Origin of the sequence: Flavobacterium soyae (assembly GCF_045348165.1) — a bacterium.
Taxonomy (GTDB): Bacteria; Bacteroidota; Bacteroidia; order Flavobacteriales; family Flavobacteriaceae; genus Flavobacterium; species Flavobacterium soyae.
The window spans coordinates 3,232,220-3,248,125 of the sequence record NZ_CP150845.1 but is presented as its reverse complement, the minus strand read 5'-3'; the positions used below and the strand labels follow the sequence as shown (position 1 = coordinate 3,248,125).

Annotated in this window: 13 protein-coding genes; 4 read left to right on the top strand and 9 right to left on the bottom strand. The window is 33.3% G+C overall.

Features of this window, described 5'->3' with window-relative positions; all coding sequences use genetic code 11:
* Window positions 1-44 precede the first annotated feature (44 nt).
* A complete protein-coding gene (gene fahA / locus AABD74_RS13950) occupies window positions 45-1,328 on the top strand; it encodes a fumarylacetoacetase (RefSeq protein ID WP_232682075.1) in 1,284 nt (427 codons plus the stop codon).
* 387 nt (window positions 1,329-1,715) lie between these two features.
* Here fahA and AABD74_RS13945 read toward each other — a convergent pair whose 3' ends face one another.
* Window positions 1,716-2,756 (bottom strand): agmatine/peptidylarginine deiminase, encoded by a 1,041-nt coding sequence (locus tag AABD74_RS13945; protein WP_232682076.1) that lies wholly within the window; start codon window positions 2,754-2,756, stop codon window positions 1,716-1,718.
* Between the two features lie 187 nt (window positions 2,757-2,943).
* On the opposite strand from AABD74_RS13945, the gene AABD74_RS13940 reads away from it, so the two are divergent.
* Window positions 2,944-4,464 carry a choice-of-anchor I family protein gene (locus tag AABD74_RS13940; protein ID WP_406843233.1) on the top strand — a complete coding sequence of 507 codons (1,521 nt, stop codon included), beginning with the start codon at window positions 2,944-2,946 and terminating at the stop codon, window positions 4,462-4,464.
* Between the two features lie 74 nt (window positions 4,465-4,538).
* On the opposite strand, the gene AABD74_RS13935 is transcribed toward AABD74_RS13940, so the two are convergent.
* The 6 genes from AABD74_RS13935 to clpB all read right to left on the bottom strand — a co-directional run bounded on the left by AABD74_RS13935 (window position 4,539) and on the right by clpB (window position 11,382).
* On the bottom strand, window positions 4,539-5,429 hold the full coding sequence (locus tag AABD74_RS13935; protein WP_232682078.1) for a carbon-nitrogen hydrolase: 891 nt from the start codon (window positions 5,427-5,429) through the stop codon (window positions 4,539-4,541).
* Window positions 5,430-5,814: 385 nt separating this feature from the next.
* Window positions 5,815-6,060 (bottom strand): hypothetical protein, encoded by a 246-nt coding sequence (locus tag AABD74_RS13930; protein ID WP_232682079.1) that lies wholly within the window; start codon window positions 6,058-6,060, stop codon window positions 5,815-5,817.
* A gap of 129 nt (window positions 6,061-6,189) precedes the next feature.
* A complete protein-coding gene (locus tag AABD74_RS13925) occupies window positions 6,190-6,603 on the bottom strand; it encodes a hypothetical protein (protein WP_406843232.1) in 414 nt (137 codons plus the stop codon).
* A 362-nt stretch (window positions 6,604-6,965) separates the two neighbouring features.
* The gene (locus AABD74_RS13920) at window positions 6,966-7,379 is read right to left on the bottom strand and encodes a hypothetical protein (protein WP_232682082.1); all 414 of its coding nucleotides are present in this window, start codon (window positions 7,377-7,379) and stop codon (window positions 6,966-6,968) included.
* A gap of 144 nt (window positions 7,380-7,523) precedes the next feature.
* A complete protein-coding gene (locus AABD74_RS13915; protein ID WP_232682083.1) occupies window positions 7,524-8,405 on the bottom strand; it encodes a DUF808 domain-containing protein in 882 nt (293 codons plus the stop codon).
* 373 nt (window positions 8,406-8,778) lie between these two features.
* Entirely contained in the window at window positions 8,779-11,382 is a 2,604-nt protein-coding gene (gene clpB / locus AABD74_RS13910; protein WP_406843231.1) for an ATP-dependent chaperone ClpB, read from the bottom strand.
* Between the two features lie 207 nt (window positions 11,383-11,589).
* Between clpB and ytxJ the strand changes: the two genes are divergently transcribed.
* Window positions 11,590-11,979 carry a bacillithiol system redox-active protein YtxJ gene (gene ytxJ / locus AABD74_RS13905; protein ID WP_406843230.1) on the top strand — a complete coding sequence of 130 codons (390 nt, stop codon included), beginning with the start codon at window positions 11,590-11,592 and terminating at the stop codon, window positions 11,977-11,979.
* A 157-nt stretch (window positions 11,980-12,136) separates the two neighbouring features.
* Here ytxJ and AABD74_RS13900 read toward each other — a convergent pair whose 3' ends face one another.
* Together AABD74_RS13900 and AABD74_RS13895 are read right to left on the bottom strand one after the other, a co-directional pair.
* On the bottom strand, window positions 12,137-13,309 hold the full coding sequence (locus tag AABD74_RS13900; RefSeq protein WP_406843229.1) for a hypothetical protein: 1,173 nt from the start codon (window positions 13,307-13,309) through the stop codon (window positions 12,137-12,139).
* Window positions 13,309-14,304 carry a DUF2157 domain-containing protein gene (locus AABD74_RS13895; RefSeq protein WP_406843228.1) on the bottom strand — a complete coding sequence of 332 codons (996 nt, stop codon included), beginning with the start codon at window positions 14,302-14,304 and terminating at the stop codon, window positions 13,309-13,311. Before AABD74_RS13895 ends, AABD74_RS13900 begins: the two co-directional genes overlap by 1 nt.
* Window positions 14,305-14,560: 256 nt before the next feature.
* On the opposite strand from AABD74_RS13895, the gene AABD74_RS13890 reads away from it, so the two are divergent.
* Complete coding sequence (locus tag AABD74_RS13890) at window positions 14,561-15,877, top strand: T9SS type A sorting domain-containing protein (RefSeq protein ID WP_406843227.1); 1,317 nt, start codon at window positions 14,561-14,563, stop codon at window positions 15,875-15,877.
* The last annotated feature ends 29 nt before the right edge of the window (window positions 15,878-15,906 follow it).

Genomic DNA, 15,906 nt, shown 5'->3' with positions numbered 1-15,906 from the left:
ATATATTTGACATGTAATTTTTCAACAAATAATTAACATCTCACATGCCAATAACCGCCAACGATACTAAAAGAAAATCATGGTTAGAAGTACCAGAAAATAGCGACTTCCCTATTCAAAACATCCCATTCGGTGTATTTCTTACCAAAGAAAATGTCGTTACAGTAGGAACTAGAATTGGCGATTATGCTATAGATTTAGGGGCTTTACAACAATTAAACTATTTTGAAGGAATAGATTTAACTGATGATATGTTTATGCAGGACACGCTTAATGATTTTATTTCTGATGGAAAAAAAACATGGCGTTTGGTACGAAACCGTATCTCTGATATTTTCGACGAAAACAATCCTCAACTTAGAGATTCAACAAAAGACCGCGATATTGTTATTTTTAATATTGACGATATAGAAATGCAGCTGCCTGTTTTAATTGGCGATTATACCGACTTTTATTCTAGTAGAGAACATGCTACAAACGTAGGTAAAATGTTTCGTGATCCTGAAAATGCGCTTCTGCCAAACTGGTTACATATTCCGGTTGGATATCACGGAAGAAGTTCTACTATCGTTCCGTCAGGAATTCCGGTACACAGACCAATGGGACAAACCTTACCGGCAGGCGAAAAATATCCCGTTTTTGGCCCGTCTCGTTTAGTAGATTTTGAATTAGAAACTGCTTTTATTACTACAGATGTAAATGTAATGGGCGAAAATATTTCGACTTATGAAGCCGAAGATTATATCTTTGGAATGGTTTTACTGAATGACTGGAGCGCGCGCGATATTCAAAAATGGGAATATGTACCGCTTGGACCATTCTTAGCTAAAAACTTTGCTTCTTCAATTTCTCCGTGGATTGTAACAATGGATGCTTTAGAACCTTTTAGAACAAAAGGTCCAAAACAGGATCCAACTCCGCTTCCTTATTTACAAACAAAAGGAAAAAAAGCTTTTGATATTCATTTAGAAGTTTCGATAAAACCCGAAAATGCTGAAGAAACTGTGGTTTCAAAGTCTAATTTTAAATATTTATACTGGTCAATGACACAGCAATTAGCACATCATACTTCAAACGGATGTCGTGTAAATTCTGGCGACATGATGGGATCTGGAACTATTTCGGGGCCAACTCCTGATAGTTTTGGTTCTATGTTAGAATTGACCTGGGGAGGAAAAAATCCGCTTAAATTAAATGACGGAAGCGAACGTAAATTTATCGAAGATAATGATACTGTAATCATTAGAGGTTTCTGTGAAAATGCAGAAGTTCGTATTGGTTTCGGAGAAGTTGCAAGTCAGCTTTTACCTCCGTTTATCAGACAATGAAGAGCAGATAAAGTATTTGAAGAAATATAGAAAACAAAAAACCTTGGTTAACGTCCCAAGGTTTTTTTATGCATTTTTTTTGATATAGAAAGGGATTTTTTTTATTTTATTTTTTATTTTCGTTTTTTAAGTTTAGTTTATCTCTGAGTGTTTTTAATCTCGTAAAGTCGCTAAGACGCAAAGTTTTTAAAATTTAAATTTATTAGTAGCCGCCAGTTTTAACTGGAGGAAAAATAAAGTTACTATCGAGGGCTTTAGCCAAAAATAGAGTTTGGCTAAAGCCTTTATTCGTTATAGCAAATAAATACCTCCAGTTAAAACTGGCGGCTACTAATAAATTTAAATTTTAAAAACTTTGTGTCTTAGCGACTTTACGAGATTAAAAAATTAAGCAGGAATCTGCTGGCTTAAGCAATGCAGTGTTCCAAATCCCCAGATAAAATCTATACAGCTAATTCCAATTACTTCTCTGTCAGGGAAACATTCTGAAAGTATATTTAAAGCTACGCGATCGTTACTGTCATTAAATGTCGGTACTAAAACACAATTATTCAGAATTAAGAAATTAGCATAGCTTGCCGGTAATCTTAAATCTTCAAAATCTACACGTTTTGGCATCGGCAATGCTACAATAACAGGCGATTTTCCGTTTTCTAGTTTTGCATTTTGCAAACGTTTCAAATTATCCTGCAAAGGTTTATAGTTTGAATCGTTTTTATCTGTTTCCACAATAGTTACGATAGTATCTTCGTTTACAAATCGGCATAAATCATCGATGTGTCCGTGCGTATCATCACCTTCAATTCCGTCTCCAAGCCAGATAACATTGGTAACCCCAAGGTATTCTTTAAAAACTGCTTCGTAATCTTCTTTAGTAAAACCTTGATTTCTAACCTGAACTGCTGGGTGCATTAAACATTCTTCAGAAGTCAATAAAGTTCCTTTTCCGTTTACGTCAATTGCGCCGCCTTCAACAATTACCGGTTTTCCTTTATAAGTAACCTGAGTTAACGGCACATCAATAAAATCAGCCACTTTACCCGGAACAAATTTATCTAATTGATAGTTTTTATATTTTGCCCAGCCGTTAAAATTAAAGTTTAATGCTTCTCTTTTAGAGCCATTTTTTACAATAATCGGCCCGGAATCACGCATCCAGCTTCTGTTGGTTTTATGTATTATATAGGAAACATTTTTGATATTTACACGGGCTCTTTCAAGCATTTCGGCTACTTTTTCTTTTAGTTTCTCATCGGCTACGACCAAAAAAACAGTTTCAAAAGCGGCTGCTTTTTTTATAAATTCTACAAAAGCCCATTGAATTGCTTCATATTTTCCCGGCCAGTCGTTACCATTATGCGGAAAACATAATACAATTCCTTGTTGTTTTTCCCACTCTGCCGGAAATCTTCTATTATTTGCTGCCATAAAAGGTTCTAATTTTTAAAAGTGTACAAAGATAAGCATTCATCAGGATTTTAAAACATCTGATTCAAAATCATCTGTAATTTCACAAATAATATCTTCCAAAAATTAAGTTAAAGATTAAATAATAAAGGCTTAATATTTTACCAAAATGAGGTAATTACATTTGGTAAAACTAAAAAACTAACAAATGAAAAAAGTAACTCTTTCATTATTAGCAGCTTTATTTTTAATGGTAAGCTGTAATAACGATGAAAATCCAAACAACGAAGAACCAGAAGTTGTTGTAAATGAAGATCCTGCCGCTTTTAAAGAAATTGGTTCGATTACAATTGGCGGAGAAGCTGCTGCAGAAATCTCTGCTTACTGCGAAAAAACAAAAAGACTTTTTACGGTAAATAACAGTGGAACTAATCAAATTGATGTTATTGATTTAGCTGACCCGACAAAACCGGTAAAAATTGGTAAAATTGATTTAGCTGCTTATGAAGGTGCATCAAACAGCGTTTCTGTTTATGATGGGAAACTGGCAGCAGCTTTAGAATCAACTGTTAATAAACAAGGAAATGGAAAAGTTGTTGTTTTTAATACCAGCGATTACAGCTTAATAAAGCAAGTCACAGTTGGTGCATTGCCAGACATGATTACATTTTCTGCTGATGGAAAATATATTATGACTGCTAACGAAGGTGAGCCTAATGCAGATTATTCACAAGATCCAAACGGAACTATTTCTATAATTGAAACAAGTACTTATGCTGTTACAACTCTTGATTTTGCTTCTTTTAGCAATCAGGCGGCGGCATTGGCTAAAGATGGGTTCAGAATTTCTAAGTTTGCAAAAAGCTTTGCTCAGGATATTGAACCAGAATATGTTACAATTTCTGACGATTCAAAAACGGCATGGGTAACTTTGCAGGAAAATAATGGTGTTGCAAAAGTTGATTTAACTTCAAAAACCATTACTGCTATTTATCCTTTAGGATTAAAAGACTACAATACTGCTGAAAATGCTATTGATGTAAGCGATAGTGACACTAAAATAGCTTTTAATCCTTGGAAAGTAAAAGGATTGTATATGCCGGATGCTATCAGTCATTTTTCTTCTAATAATGTTCCATATTTTGTAACTGCAAATGAAGGTGATGCAAGAGAATATACTGCCTATACCGACATTAAACGCATGAAAAGCCTGAATCTTGATGCAACAGTTTTTCCTGATGCTGCTACTTTAAAGCTAGACGCTAATTTAGGAAGGCTTAACCTTATTACTGATATGGGAGATACTGATGGTGATGGAGATTTAGACGAAATGGTAAGTTTTGGTGCAAGGTCATTCACTATTTGGAATGGAAACACTGGCAAAATTGTTTATGACAGTAAAAATGATGTTGACAAAAAAACAAATGAATTAGGTACTTATGATGACAAACGCAGTGATGATAAAGGTTCTGAACCAGAAGCTGTAGTTGCTGTTAAAATGGGAACTCAAAATATTTTGTTTGTTGGTCTTGAAAGATCTGATGCTTTTATGACTTATGATGTTACCAATCCTGCTTCGCCACAATATTTACAAACAGTAAAAACAGGAGACGCTCCAGAAGGTGTTCTTTTTATTCCGGCTGCAAAAAGCCCTACTAAAAGAAGTTTATTAGTAGTAAGCAGCGAAGGTGACGGAACTATAAAAATCTTTCAGCCAAATTTAAAATAACCAGTATTTTAAATAATAAAAAAGGCAGTTTCAAATTATTGAAACCGCCTTTTACTTTATAAATAGAAATTTAATTATCTATCAATGGCTCTTTTTGTAATGTCTCCAAAAGCATCAATTCTTCTGTCTCTGAAAAATGGCCAGTTCTGACGCACATTTTCTTGTAAATCCAAATCAACTTCGGCAATTAAAATTTCTTCTTTATCGTGAGAAGCCTGAGCTAAAATTTCTCCTTGCGGCCCAGCAATAAATGATGCTCCCCAAAATTGAATTCCTTCTGTTCCTTCAATATATTTTTCAAGACCAATTCTATTTGCTGCGGCAACGAAAATACCATTTGCAACTGCATGGCCTTTCATTACATTCATCCATGCTCCGTATTGGTTTTCTCCGTATTGTTCTTTTTCTTTTGGATGCCATCCTATTGCTGTTGGATAAAACAAAACCTCGGCTCCTTTTAATGCTGTAATACGAGCTGCTTCAGGATACCATTGATCCCAGCAGATTAATGTTCCAACAGTTCCTTTTTTAGTTTTTATTGCCTGAAAACCTAAATCACCTGGAGTGAAATAGAATTTTTCGTAGAAATGCGGATCATCCGGAATGTGCATTTTACGATATAAACCAGCTTCTGTACCATCTGTATCAATGATATAAGCACTGTTATGGTAAATTCCTGCCATTCTTTTTTCGAAGAAAGGAACAATAATTACTACTCCAAGTTCTTTTGCCAATTCGCTGAAAGCAATAAATGAAGTGCTGTAAAGCGGTTCTGCTAATGCAAAATTTTCTACATCTTCGCTTTGGCAGAAATAATGACTGCTATATAATTCTGGAAGTAAAATAACTTCTGCACCTTGGCTTGCAGCATCTCTTACCCAGCTGATACATTTTTTAAGATTATTTTCGGCTACATCATTCAGGTTTAACTGAATTACCGATATTTTATATTTTCTTTTCGACATGACATAAAATTTAGAGTGCAAAAATAGTAATTTTTAGAGGAATGGCAAAAGTATACTCTTTTAACAATGCATAAAAAAAGAGCTAAACAGCTCTTCTATAATTGTGCGGAAGAATCTCGTTTAAGAGAAAATATCTTTACAATAAAAACTACTTGATTTTCTTCTTTGTACAGTAATTTGTAATCTCTTATAATAATTCTTCTATACTCAGATTCTATCTCATCTCTTTGAAATTGTTCACTAAAATTTATTTTTTTAGCAGCATTCAAAATATCATCCTTTTACATTATTTGCTCCTTGAACAGATTTTTCTTTGTAATAATTATAGATCGTTTTTAGTTGATCTTGGCTGTATTAGTCCAGACATTTTTTTGAACTTCACCCATTACCAGTTCTCAGATTCTTTTTCTAAATCTTCCTGCGAAATTATCTTACCGTTTTTAATCTCTAATTCAGCATTTGCTAATTCAGTTTTATTAGCAGCTCTTGTAATAGGTTTTCCATCAACATAAAAAGCAACTATTTCTTCCTCTTGATAACTTTCAATAACCGCCTTAACGACTTTTAAAAGACGTTCATCAGCAGTATTGATATATTCTAAAACACTATCTCTCAATTCCAAGGCTCCCATATCATATTTCTTTTTAATTATTCAAAGATAACTATTTCTGCTTATTTAATAAAAAACCATTTCACATCAGCTTAAAACTTAAACATCTGCAAAATGGTTTTGACCTAAAAATATATCGCTTAAAGAGTATTAATCTATAATCACTTTCTGAATCAGAAATTCAGTTTCTGATTTTTTGAATTTGATTTCAAAAGTTCCTTTTACTGTTGATTTGAATTTGTAAACTGTCTTTTTAGGGTCTGGAACTTGCTGTGTACAAACTCCTGAAGGGTATTTTGCCACAACCTGCAGTCCTTTTACTGAATTAATCGTTACATCGCTTATTTTATCAAATTCTCCGCAAGCATTGTCTACTACAAAAGTTACATCGTAACTAAGTTCTACGTTTACTTTTCCTGTCGAAGGTCCTTTAATTTCTGTTACCAATGCTGCTTTTGAAACTGGATTATCTACTGGTTTCTCGTCGTCGTCATTATTGCATGAAATAAATACAATTGACAAGAATAAAACTACTAAAACTGATTTTAATTTAAAACTTTTCATATAAAATAATAATTAATTGTTATAATATGAAGATGCGGGATAAATAAAATGGTTGCTTTGTTTAAATGTTAATTTGGACAATAAAAAGATTAATCTTTTGTAATTGAGAAACTTATTCGATAAAAATAATTTCAAAAAGAACCGTAATATCTTATGAAAATAATTTTTTCTCGTGCAGCCCCGATAGAAACGGCATCCTTTTGTCTGCTTCTTTAGCAGGCAAAAGATATAGCGGATAGCGGGACTAATCGTAATTTTAAATTTTGATTTCGTACTCCAGGAAACAAAGTTTCGATATATTACAAAATAAAAAAACCGCTTTACGATTGTAAAACGGCTTTGAATATTTAAAAAGATTAAAATTAATCTGTTATAACTACTTCTGTTACTATATACTCTGTTTCAGATTTAGCAAGTCTTAAGTAATAAGTTCCTGCTTTAGACGTAGTAATTTTGTATATCGTTACTCTGTTTTCAGGATCTGGTCTATTACAAGTCGCTTTTGGATATTTTACTTCTACCTGGTATCCCGGCACTTTATTAAATTCAACATCTACTAATTTATTAAATTCACCGCACCCGTTTTCTACTTGAAAAGTGATGGCGTAGCTAAGTTCCTGTCCTACTTTTCCAGTTAATGGTCCTGAAACTTCTGTTGCATAAGCACTTTTGTAAACAACATCTTCAGTTGGAGAATCATTATCGCTGCTGCAAGAAGTTAATGCTGTAATGAATAATAACATTAATGCAATTGATTGTAATTTAAAGTTTTTCATAGAATAATAATTTGTTCTTATTTGTACATAGATACTAATAAATGATTATAGTTGCTTCTAAAAATGTTAAATTTTTTCAAACAAATCACTAATTAGTTATAAATAAATATCTTAACAAAAAAAATGCCAAAAAAGTATGTCTTGTTATGATTTTTTTCTGAATAATTTTTTGAAAAGATTCACAAGTAATAAAACGATAAGTCCTAAAGCAAGTCCAATTACAAATTCTTTTATAATTGATGGAATATTAATTTCAGCAGCTAAATGATGAAAATATGGAATGTAGTGCACAAAGATACCTCCGGCAACTAATATTAAAGCTATTGTACCAATTACGGTTAAACTTTTTATGACCAATGGAAGGGCTTTAACCAAAATGTTTCCAATGAATTTTGAGATGCTTTTATCTCTTTTACTAAATTTAATAAGTTTATAACCTGCTTCATCCATCCTTACAATAAGAGCTACAATACCATACACTCCTATGGTTGCTATTAAGGCTATTATTGAAGTTACAATAATTTGCTGCATAATAGGTTTTCCTATGACTGTTCCCAGCGCTATAATTACTATTTCGACAGATAATATAAAATCGGTTACGATTGCTGATTTTATTTTGTCTTTTTCGACTTCCAAGATTTGCTCTTCTGTAAGGGTTTCTTCGGTAATTCCTTCTGATTCTTCGTGTGCATGAGGAAAAATAAATTCGTAAATTTTTTCGGCTCCTTCATAGGCAAGAAAAAGTCCGCCAAGAACCAGAATTACAATAATTGCAATAGGAAAAAATGCACTTAATAAAAAAGCAACAGGTAAAATAATGATTTTGTTAAGAAGTGAACCTTTACTTATTGCCCACAATACAGGAAGTTCTCTCGATGAAGCGAATCCAGAAGCTTTCTCGGCATTAACCGCTAAATCATCGCCCAGAATACCTGCCGTTTTTTTTGCTGCAACTTTACTCATTACCGCAACGTCGTCCATAATTGCTGCTATGTCGTCTAGTAGTACGAAAAAACCTGATGCCATTATATTTTATTTAATTGTGCGAATTTAAGACTTTTTATCCTGATGTTTTTAATGATTACTGGTATTTAATTTTTAGCTGCACTGACCTAGTAACAGCCAGATAATTACAAACACCAGTATAGTGCCAAAACATCCGCCGCCTAATTTTTTCGCACCGTATCCGGCTATTAATCCTCTAAATATATTGTTCATGATAATTATTTTGTGTTATAGTAAATTTGAGAACTAAATCAGAATTTCTGTTTATATGACTTTTGAAAAAAGTTTCATTATTTACTGATATAAACAAAAAACACCAGCATTTCTGCTGATGTTTTCTTTTTACTAGGAAAGACGCACTGCTATGCGCCTCTACATAGTGTGTTCTCTACAATTATTTTACTTCCTGGGTTTGGTTTCTAAATACCAATTTCCCATCGAAGGCATCCAGTAAGATGATACTGTCTGTTGTTATATTTCCTGCCAGGATTTCTTTTGACAATTGATTTAAAACTTCTCTCTGAACTACACGTTTTACAGGTCTTGCACCAAAATGAGGATCATAACCTTTGTCTGACAGGTAATCAATTGCTTCTGGCGTCGCATCCATCGCAATACCTTGCAAAGCCAGCATTTTTGTAACACTCTTCAATTGCAGGCTCACAATTTTTGAAATATTATCAACTGTAAGCGGTGTAAACATTACGATTTCATCAATACGGTTTATAAATTCAGGACGAACGGTTTGTTTCAACAATCCTAAAACTTCATTTTTAGCAGCTTCTGTCGCTGCTTCAACGCTTCCTTTTAGATTTTCAAACTTTTCCTGAATAATATGACTTCCCATATTTGAGGTCATAATAATAATCGTGTTTTTGAAATCGGCAAGACGGCCTTTGTTATCTGTTAATCGTCCTTCATCTAAAACCTGCAATAAAATATTGAAAGTGTCCGGATGTGCTTTTTCGATCTCGTCTAACAAAATTACAGAATACGGTTTTCTACGAACGGCTTCAGTCAATTGACCTCCCTCATCATAACCTACATATCCCGGAGGCGCCCCAACCAAACGGCTCACACTGTGACGTTCCTGATACTCACTCATATCGATACGCGTCATGGCATTTTCATCATCAAAAAGATATTCTGCCAAGGCTTTTGCTAATTCCGTTTTACCAACTCCGGTTGTTCCTAAAAACAAGAATGTTCCAACTGGTTTTTTCATGTCCTGTAAACCGGCACGGCTTCTGCGAACGGCATCACTCACAGCTTCTATAGCTTCTTCCTGACCAACAACACGTTTATGCAATTCATCTTCAAGATGCAATAGTTTTTCTCTTTCTGTCTGAAGCATTTTCATAACCGGAATTCCAGTCCATTTTGCTACAACCTCAGCAATATCTTCACGAGTTACTTCTTCTTTAATTAAAGAATGGCCTGATTGAAATTCCAGCAATTGTTTTTGCAATGCATCCTGGCGTTCTTGTGCTTCTTTTATTTTTCCATAACGAATTTCGGCTACTTTTCCGTAATCTCCGTCACGTTCTGCACGTTCAGCTTCGTATTTAAAATCTTCGATTTCTAATTTTACAGCCTGAATTCCATCAACAATATCTTTTTCAGATTTCCATCTTGCATAAATTTCGTTTCGTTCTTCTTTCAAGTTCGCTAAATCTAAATGCAAAATTTTAAGTTTGCTTTCTTCTTTCTCACGTTTGATAGCTTCAATCTCAATTTCCAACTGCATGATTTTACGATCCAAAACATCTAATTCTTCTGGTTTTGAATTGATTTCCATACGCAGTTTAGAGGCCGCTTCGTCCATTAAGTCAATCGCTTTATCTGGTAAAAAACGATTTGTAATATAACGCTGTGAAAGTTCAACGGCGGCAATAATAGCCTCATCTTTAATCTGCACTTTATGATGCGTTTCGTATTTTTCTTTGATCCCACGTAAAATTGAAATCGCACTTTCAGTATCCGGCTCATCGATCAGCACTTTTTGAAAACGTCTTTCGAGGGCTTTATCTTTTTCAAAATATTTTTGATATTCATCTAAAGTCGTAGCACCAATTGCTCTTAATTCTCCACGGGCCAAAGCTGGTTTCAGGATATTAGCCGCATCCATTGCACCTTCTCCTCCACCCGCTCCTACAAGTGTGTGAATTTCATCAATAAACAATACGATATCACCTTCGGCAGAAGTAACTTCTTTTACAACCGATTTTAAACGCTCTTCAAATTCTCCTTTGAATTTTGCTCCGGCAATCAATGCACCCATATCTAATGAGAAAACAATTTTTTCTTTTAAGTTTTCAGGAACATCTCCGTCAACAATTCTATGCGCTAAACCTTCTGCAATTGCAGTTTTACCAACTCCGGGTTCACCAATAAGCATTGGGTTATTTTTTGTTCTGCGTGTTAAAATCTGCAATACACGGCGGATTTCTTCATCACGGCCAATTACAGGGTCTAGTTTACCGGTACGTGCTAATTCATTTAAATTTTTAGCATATTTATTCAATGAATTATACGTTTCTTCGGCAGAAGCCGATGTTACTCTTTCTCCTTTGCGAAGTTCTTCGATTGCAGCTTTTAAACCTTTTCCGGTAACACCCTGATCTTTTAAAATTTGTGAAATCTTACTTTTTGAATCAAAAATTGCTAAAATTAAATGCTCGATCGAAACATATTCGTCGTTCATTTTTTGTGCAATGATCTCGGCTTCGTTCAAAGCTTTGTTTGCGTCTCTTGAAAGCAGAATATCGCCTCCTGAAACTTTTGGAAAACTCTGAATTGTACTGTCTAAAATTTGTAAAAACAAGGGCACATTTACATTTAATTTCTTTAAAATAAATGGCGCTACATTTTCATCAACTTCAAAGATTGCTTTAAAAATGTGTTCATTTTCAATTTGCTGCTGGCCATATCGCTGCGCTAATTGCTGCGACAACTGAATGGCTTCCTGCGATTTAATGGTAAATTTATTTATATTCATATTTTTATGATTTGATTGATTTTTTGTTTTAAATATTTTGGTTACATTAAAGTTACAACTTATCGAGATAAATTTTTAACTCAAAAGATTTAACTTTGCTGTCGAATATTCAAATTATATTCCACAGTAAAAACAAAGACAAAATGACGCAAAAACTCTGATTTTAATCAGTTTTAAATGTCAAAAAGTCATAAAACAAGCCAAATTATGAGTTTTTTTAATTCAATCTTCGGGAGTTCAGAGAACTCAGATTCTCCAAAAAGTAAAGTTAACTGGACTGAATTGACCGATATTCATCAATTAATGGAAATCGAAGCAGTATCTAACGAAAAACCTGTCATAATTTTTAAGCATAGTACAAGATGCAGTATCAGCCGAATGGCGCTGAAACAATTTGAAAGAGAGTTTGATCTTGAAGAAGCTGTCGATGCTTATTTTCTTGATCTAATTACGTATAGAGACATTTCTAATGAAATTGCAGACAGATTTGATGTTTATCATGAGTCTCCACAATTGATTTTAGTCAAAAACGGAAAAGCAGTTTATAATGTTTCGCATAGTGATATCGATGCAGAAGCACTAAAAAGTAAAGTATAGTTTTTTGCCACAGATTATATTGATTAAAATGATTTTTTCTGCCACGAATTACACGAATTTTCACGAATTGATTTGTGTAAATTCGTGTAATTCGTGGCGGCTTGACAAAGATTAGAAAATCATTTTAATCAATATAATCTGCGGCTAATATATCAATCTAAAAACTCTCTCCAGATCCGCCGCCGCTAAATCCTCCTCCTCCAAAATCCATTGGCGACTCAGTTTTAACTTCTGGTTTCATGCCAAAAGCTGAAGCTGCGATTAAAGTCTGAGCATCTAAAAATGCTGTTGAATTATTGATTCTGTCTGGTTTAAAAGTCAATCCTGATTCTTTGTTTTTTAATTTCTGAATTGAAAAATAAGCAATTGCAGACATTACTAAACCTCCAATCGTTAATGCTGCTTCAATTGGTAAGACTGAATAATAAAATCGGATTGTGAAAACAGTAAAAGCTATTACAGCAAAACTTATCCAAAGCATGATTCTGTCTTTGGTTTTTAAAGCATGAACCAAATACACAACCGGAACTATAAATGTAAAAGCGTAAAAGAAATAAGCAAATGGAATATCCTGTCCCGGCTGTACCTCAGCTCCTAAAAGTTCTGAAGAAAGTTCTCTTACAACTAAATAATTACAAGAGAGATAAAATAAAATCAAGCAGAAACTATTGGCTAATAACAATCCGTTATAATAATAAACCTCTTTTAGGCTCTTAATTCTTTTTTTAGTAAAGAAATAAAATCCTGCCGAAACCAGCATTCCAGCAAATGGTAAAATTGTTTTACCAATATCTCCAATTTCAAACATCCCGAAAAATAAAACTGCTGAACAAGCCATACAAAAAACAAGTACAGATAATAAATGTAAATATCTTCTGTAAGTTAAGAAAGAAGCAATCGCCACAAAAACAGCCGGTATTAATCCTGTCTCAAAATTTTCTGTAGAAATAAAAACACCAACCCCAATGTTTAAAAGTATTCCTAAAATAAATGCATCGTCTAAGCCATGTCTATAGTACGTTTGATTTGATAATAGTTCAGCGCCAACAATACCTACAACCGCAAAAAGATAACAGCATATGTTTAAAAAAGCACTTTCAGAAGATGTTAACCCCATTAATGAGATAACACCACAAATCGATAAATACAAAAATGCTCCCAGTAAAAAGAATCCTAAACGAACTAAGATATTATTTTGAACTTTAAAAGAAGGTAATTCGTTCTTAATTATCTTTTTTTGTTCTTTACTTATAAAACCTGCATTTTCCAGCAAATCTGCTTCTTCAATTAAAGCTAAATTGTTTAATAAATTTTTATCGTGTACTATCATTACGCTGTTTCTTTATTAAAATTTTTAATCAGTTTTATAAATAATATAATCGAGCCAATAAAATATGCCGGCAATAAAAGAATAAAAAGCTCCCAAATGTCAGAGAAATCGATATTCTCAAAAATTCTGAACAAAAAAATATTAATTCCAATATAGGCGTAAATAATCATAAAAACATAAAGGGAAATCGCTTTAAGCTGATGACTTATTTTATAAAAATAGTAAGATGAAACAGCTAAAACAACGGCAAAAAGAAACCAGATTATGTCATAACGATATAGATTACTTATTGACGCAATACTAATAATATGGAGCGCAAAAGTAAGATAGATGAAAGCAAAATGAGTTTTTAAATTAATCCTGAAACTGTAAATTGTCCATAATATCAATAAAATCCCAAACATAACAGCCGAATAACTTAAACTCTCATTAGCATAAAAGTTATTGTTATCGTTGAAAATCTCCTGCGGCGTTACCGAAAGTCCTATATAAGCGGCCAAGCCGGTTACAGCAATTGTTAAAACACTTTTATTGTCAAAATAATAAGCACAAACAAAGCTGACAATGGTTGGAATTAAAGTTGCTAAACCATAATGCGTTCCAAATGCTTCATATTGAAATTGAAGATATCCAATAAAAATGCAGGTGAGAACATTTGCTGTTAAAACCACATATTCCAGAAAATGACTTTCTGTTGCAGCTTCTGTTTTCTGAAAACCTTTAGAGTTTTTAAAACAGTAATAAAAACAACCGCAGGTAATGGCAAACAAAATAGATAGCAGCGCAATGTGTCCAATACTGTCAATATTATCGTAAATGAGAATTCCAATTCCGGAAGTAAACATTAAAACCGAAATCGAAAGCAATAGTTTCAGCTCTACATTTAAAGAGAAAATATTCAGACTTCTATACTCTTTAATTTCCTGAAACTGATTTTCGGTGATTAGATTTTTATCCAGAAGCGCTTCAGAAGCTTTAGCATCAAATTTATTCATATTTTACTTTTAAAAAATGTTAACCAAAAATAGTCTTTTTTGTTATCAATAAAATCTAATTTGTAAACAAAGCCTTCCTTTAATTGAAATAAAAACGAGGTTACTATCCGTAAATCATATAAATATTACCTGCTAAATTTAAAATTCACTAAAAAAAATGAAAAAGATTATTGAAAATATTCAAAATTAATTACATTCGAGTAATCGATTACAACAAGCCCTAAATAACTTTTATAAACCTAAATTATTACTCAAAATGAAAAGAAATCTGTTCTTATTAATCTTGTTTTTAAGCTTTTCTGCAATTTATTCGCAAAATTATTATATGACTGCACCTGAAGGATATGGTGCGGCGGCTTCAGGCGGCGGAACTGCGGCACCAGTAACCGTTTCTACCTATGCCGATTTAATAGCAAAACTAAAATTAACTTCTCCTCAGGTAATCCTGATTTCCGGAACTATAAATTGCAGTTATACAAGTTTATTGGTCAATGATAAAACGATTATTGGATTGACCGGAGCAAGATTAGTTAATACTGATCAAACCGCAGCTGGATCTGGAATTCTTAATTTAAAACCAGGCTCAAATAATATTATCATAAGAAATTTGATTTTTGAAGGCCCGGGAGCTTATGATGTTGACGGTCATGATAATTTAACATCTGAAGCTGCCAATATTTGGGTAGATCATTGTGAATTTCAAGACGGAATGGATGGTAATTTTGATAATAAAGGAACTGCTGATAATGTTACTGTCTCATGGTCTAAATTTACCTATTTAAAAACGCCTAAAGCAGGAGGATCCGGCGGTACAGATGATCATCGTTTTTCAGATTTAGTAGGCTCTTCAAAAACTGATGCTCCTGCTGATGGTCATTACAGCATTACTTTTAAAAACTGTTATTGGGCAGAAGGCTGCAGAGAACGTATGCCGCGTGGAAGAAATGCAGAACTTCATGTTCTTAATTGTTATTACAATACTTCAGTATCCGGTTCACTGGCAATTGGTTTAGGAGGAGGTCAAAACAATACAACCTGCTATGTTGAAGGTACAGATTTTGCAAAAATAGGAACAGCTTTCAAAAATTATATCAGTACTGATGGAGGAACCGTTGGAGTTACTTTTTCAGACTGTCTTAAAGCTCCGGATGATTACGGAAATGCGGTTACCAAACCTTCTTATACATACTCTGCTTTTCCAGCGGCAGAAACTGCTGACTATATTACCAATACCACATGCGGTGCGGGTGCAACACTTCAAGTTGCTGCAGACGGCAAAATAAGCTCTTCTTGCAGCAATTTAGGAATTAATAATATAACTGCTGATTTAGATCTTAAATATTATCCAACAATTATTGATAGTATATTAAATATCAAATTTTCAAGCCATGAAAATGGCAGTGCTTTTATAAGTATCTTTTCTTCAAATGGTGCTAAGGTCTATGCAAATTCAAAAAGTATTGTATCAGATGAGAATTTACAACTAAATATCGGAAACCTTGCTAAAGGGACTTATATCTGTAAAATTCAGATTGAAAATAGAATTAAAACATTTAAAGTAATTAAAAACTAAATTTCAAATAAAAACCGATTTGCATTAAA

Coding starts and splice junctions, on each gene's coding strand:
- AABD74_RS13935 (WP_232682078.1), bottom strand. CDS start 5,429: ATGTCGAAAAGAAAATATAAAATATCGGTAATTCAGTTAAACCTGAAT.
- AABD74_RS13930 (WP_232682079.1), bottom strand. CDS start 6,060: ATGGGAGCCTTGGAATTGAGAGATAGTGTTTTAGAATATATCAATACT.
- AABD74_RS13900 (WP_406843229.1), bottom strand. CDS start 13,309: ATGATAGTACACGATAAAAATTTATTAAACAATTTAGCTTTAATTGAA.
- AABD74_RS13940 (WP_406843233.1), top strand. CDS start 2,944: ATGAAAAAAGTAACTCTTTCATTATTAGCAGCTTTATTTTTAATGGTA.
- fahA (WP_232682075.1), top strand. CDS start 45: ATGCCAATAACCGCCAACGATACTAAAAGAAAATCATGGTTAGAAGTA.
- AABD74_RS13915 (WP_232682083.1), bottom strand. CDS start 8,405: ATGGCATCAGGTTTTTTCGTACTACTAGACGACATAGCAGCAATTATG.
- AABD74_RS13920 (WP_232682082.1), bottom strand. CDS start 7,379: ATGAAAAACTTTAAATTACAATCAATTGCATTAATGTTATTATTCATT.
- ytxJ (WP_406843230.1), top strand. CDS start 11,590: ATGAGTTTTTTTAATTCAATCTTCGGGAGTTCAGAGAACTCAGATTCT.
- AABD74_RS13945 (WP_232682076.1), bottom strand. CDS start 2,756: ATGGCAGCAAATAATAGAAGATTTCCGGCAGAGTGGGAAAAACAACAA.
- clpB (WP_406843231.1), bottom strand. CDS start 11,382: ATGAATATAAATAAATTTACCATTAAATCGCAGGAAGCCATTCAGTTG.
- AABD74_RS13895 (WP_406843228.1), bottom strand. CDS start 14,304: ATGAATAAATTTGATGCTAAAGCTTCTGAAGCGCTTCTGGATAAAAAT.
- AABD74_RS13890 (WP_406843227.1), top strand. CDS start 14,561: ATGAAAAGAAATCTGTTCTTATTAATCTTGTTTTTAAGCTTTTCTGCA.
- AABD74_RS13925 (WP_406843232.1), bottom strand. CDS start 6,603: ATGAAAAGTTTTAAATTAAAATCAGTTTTAGTAGTTTTATTCTTGTCA.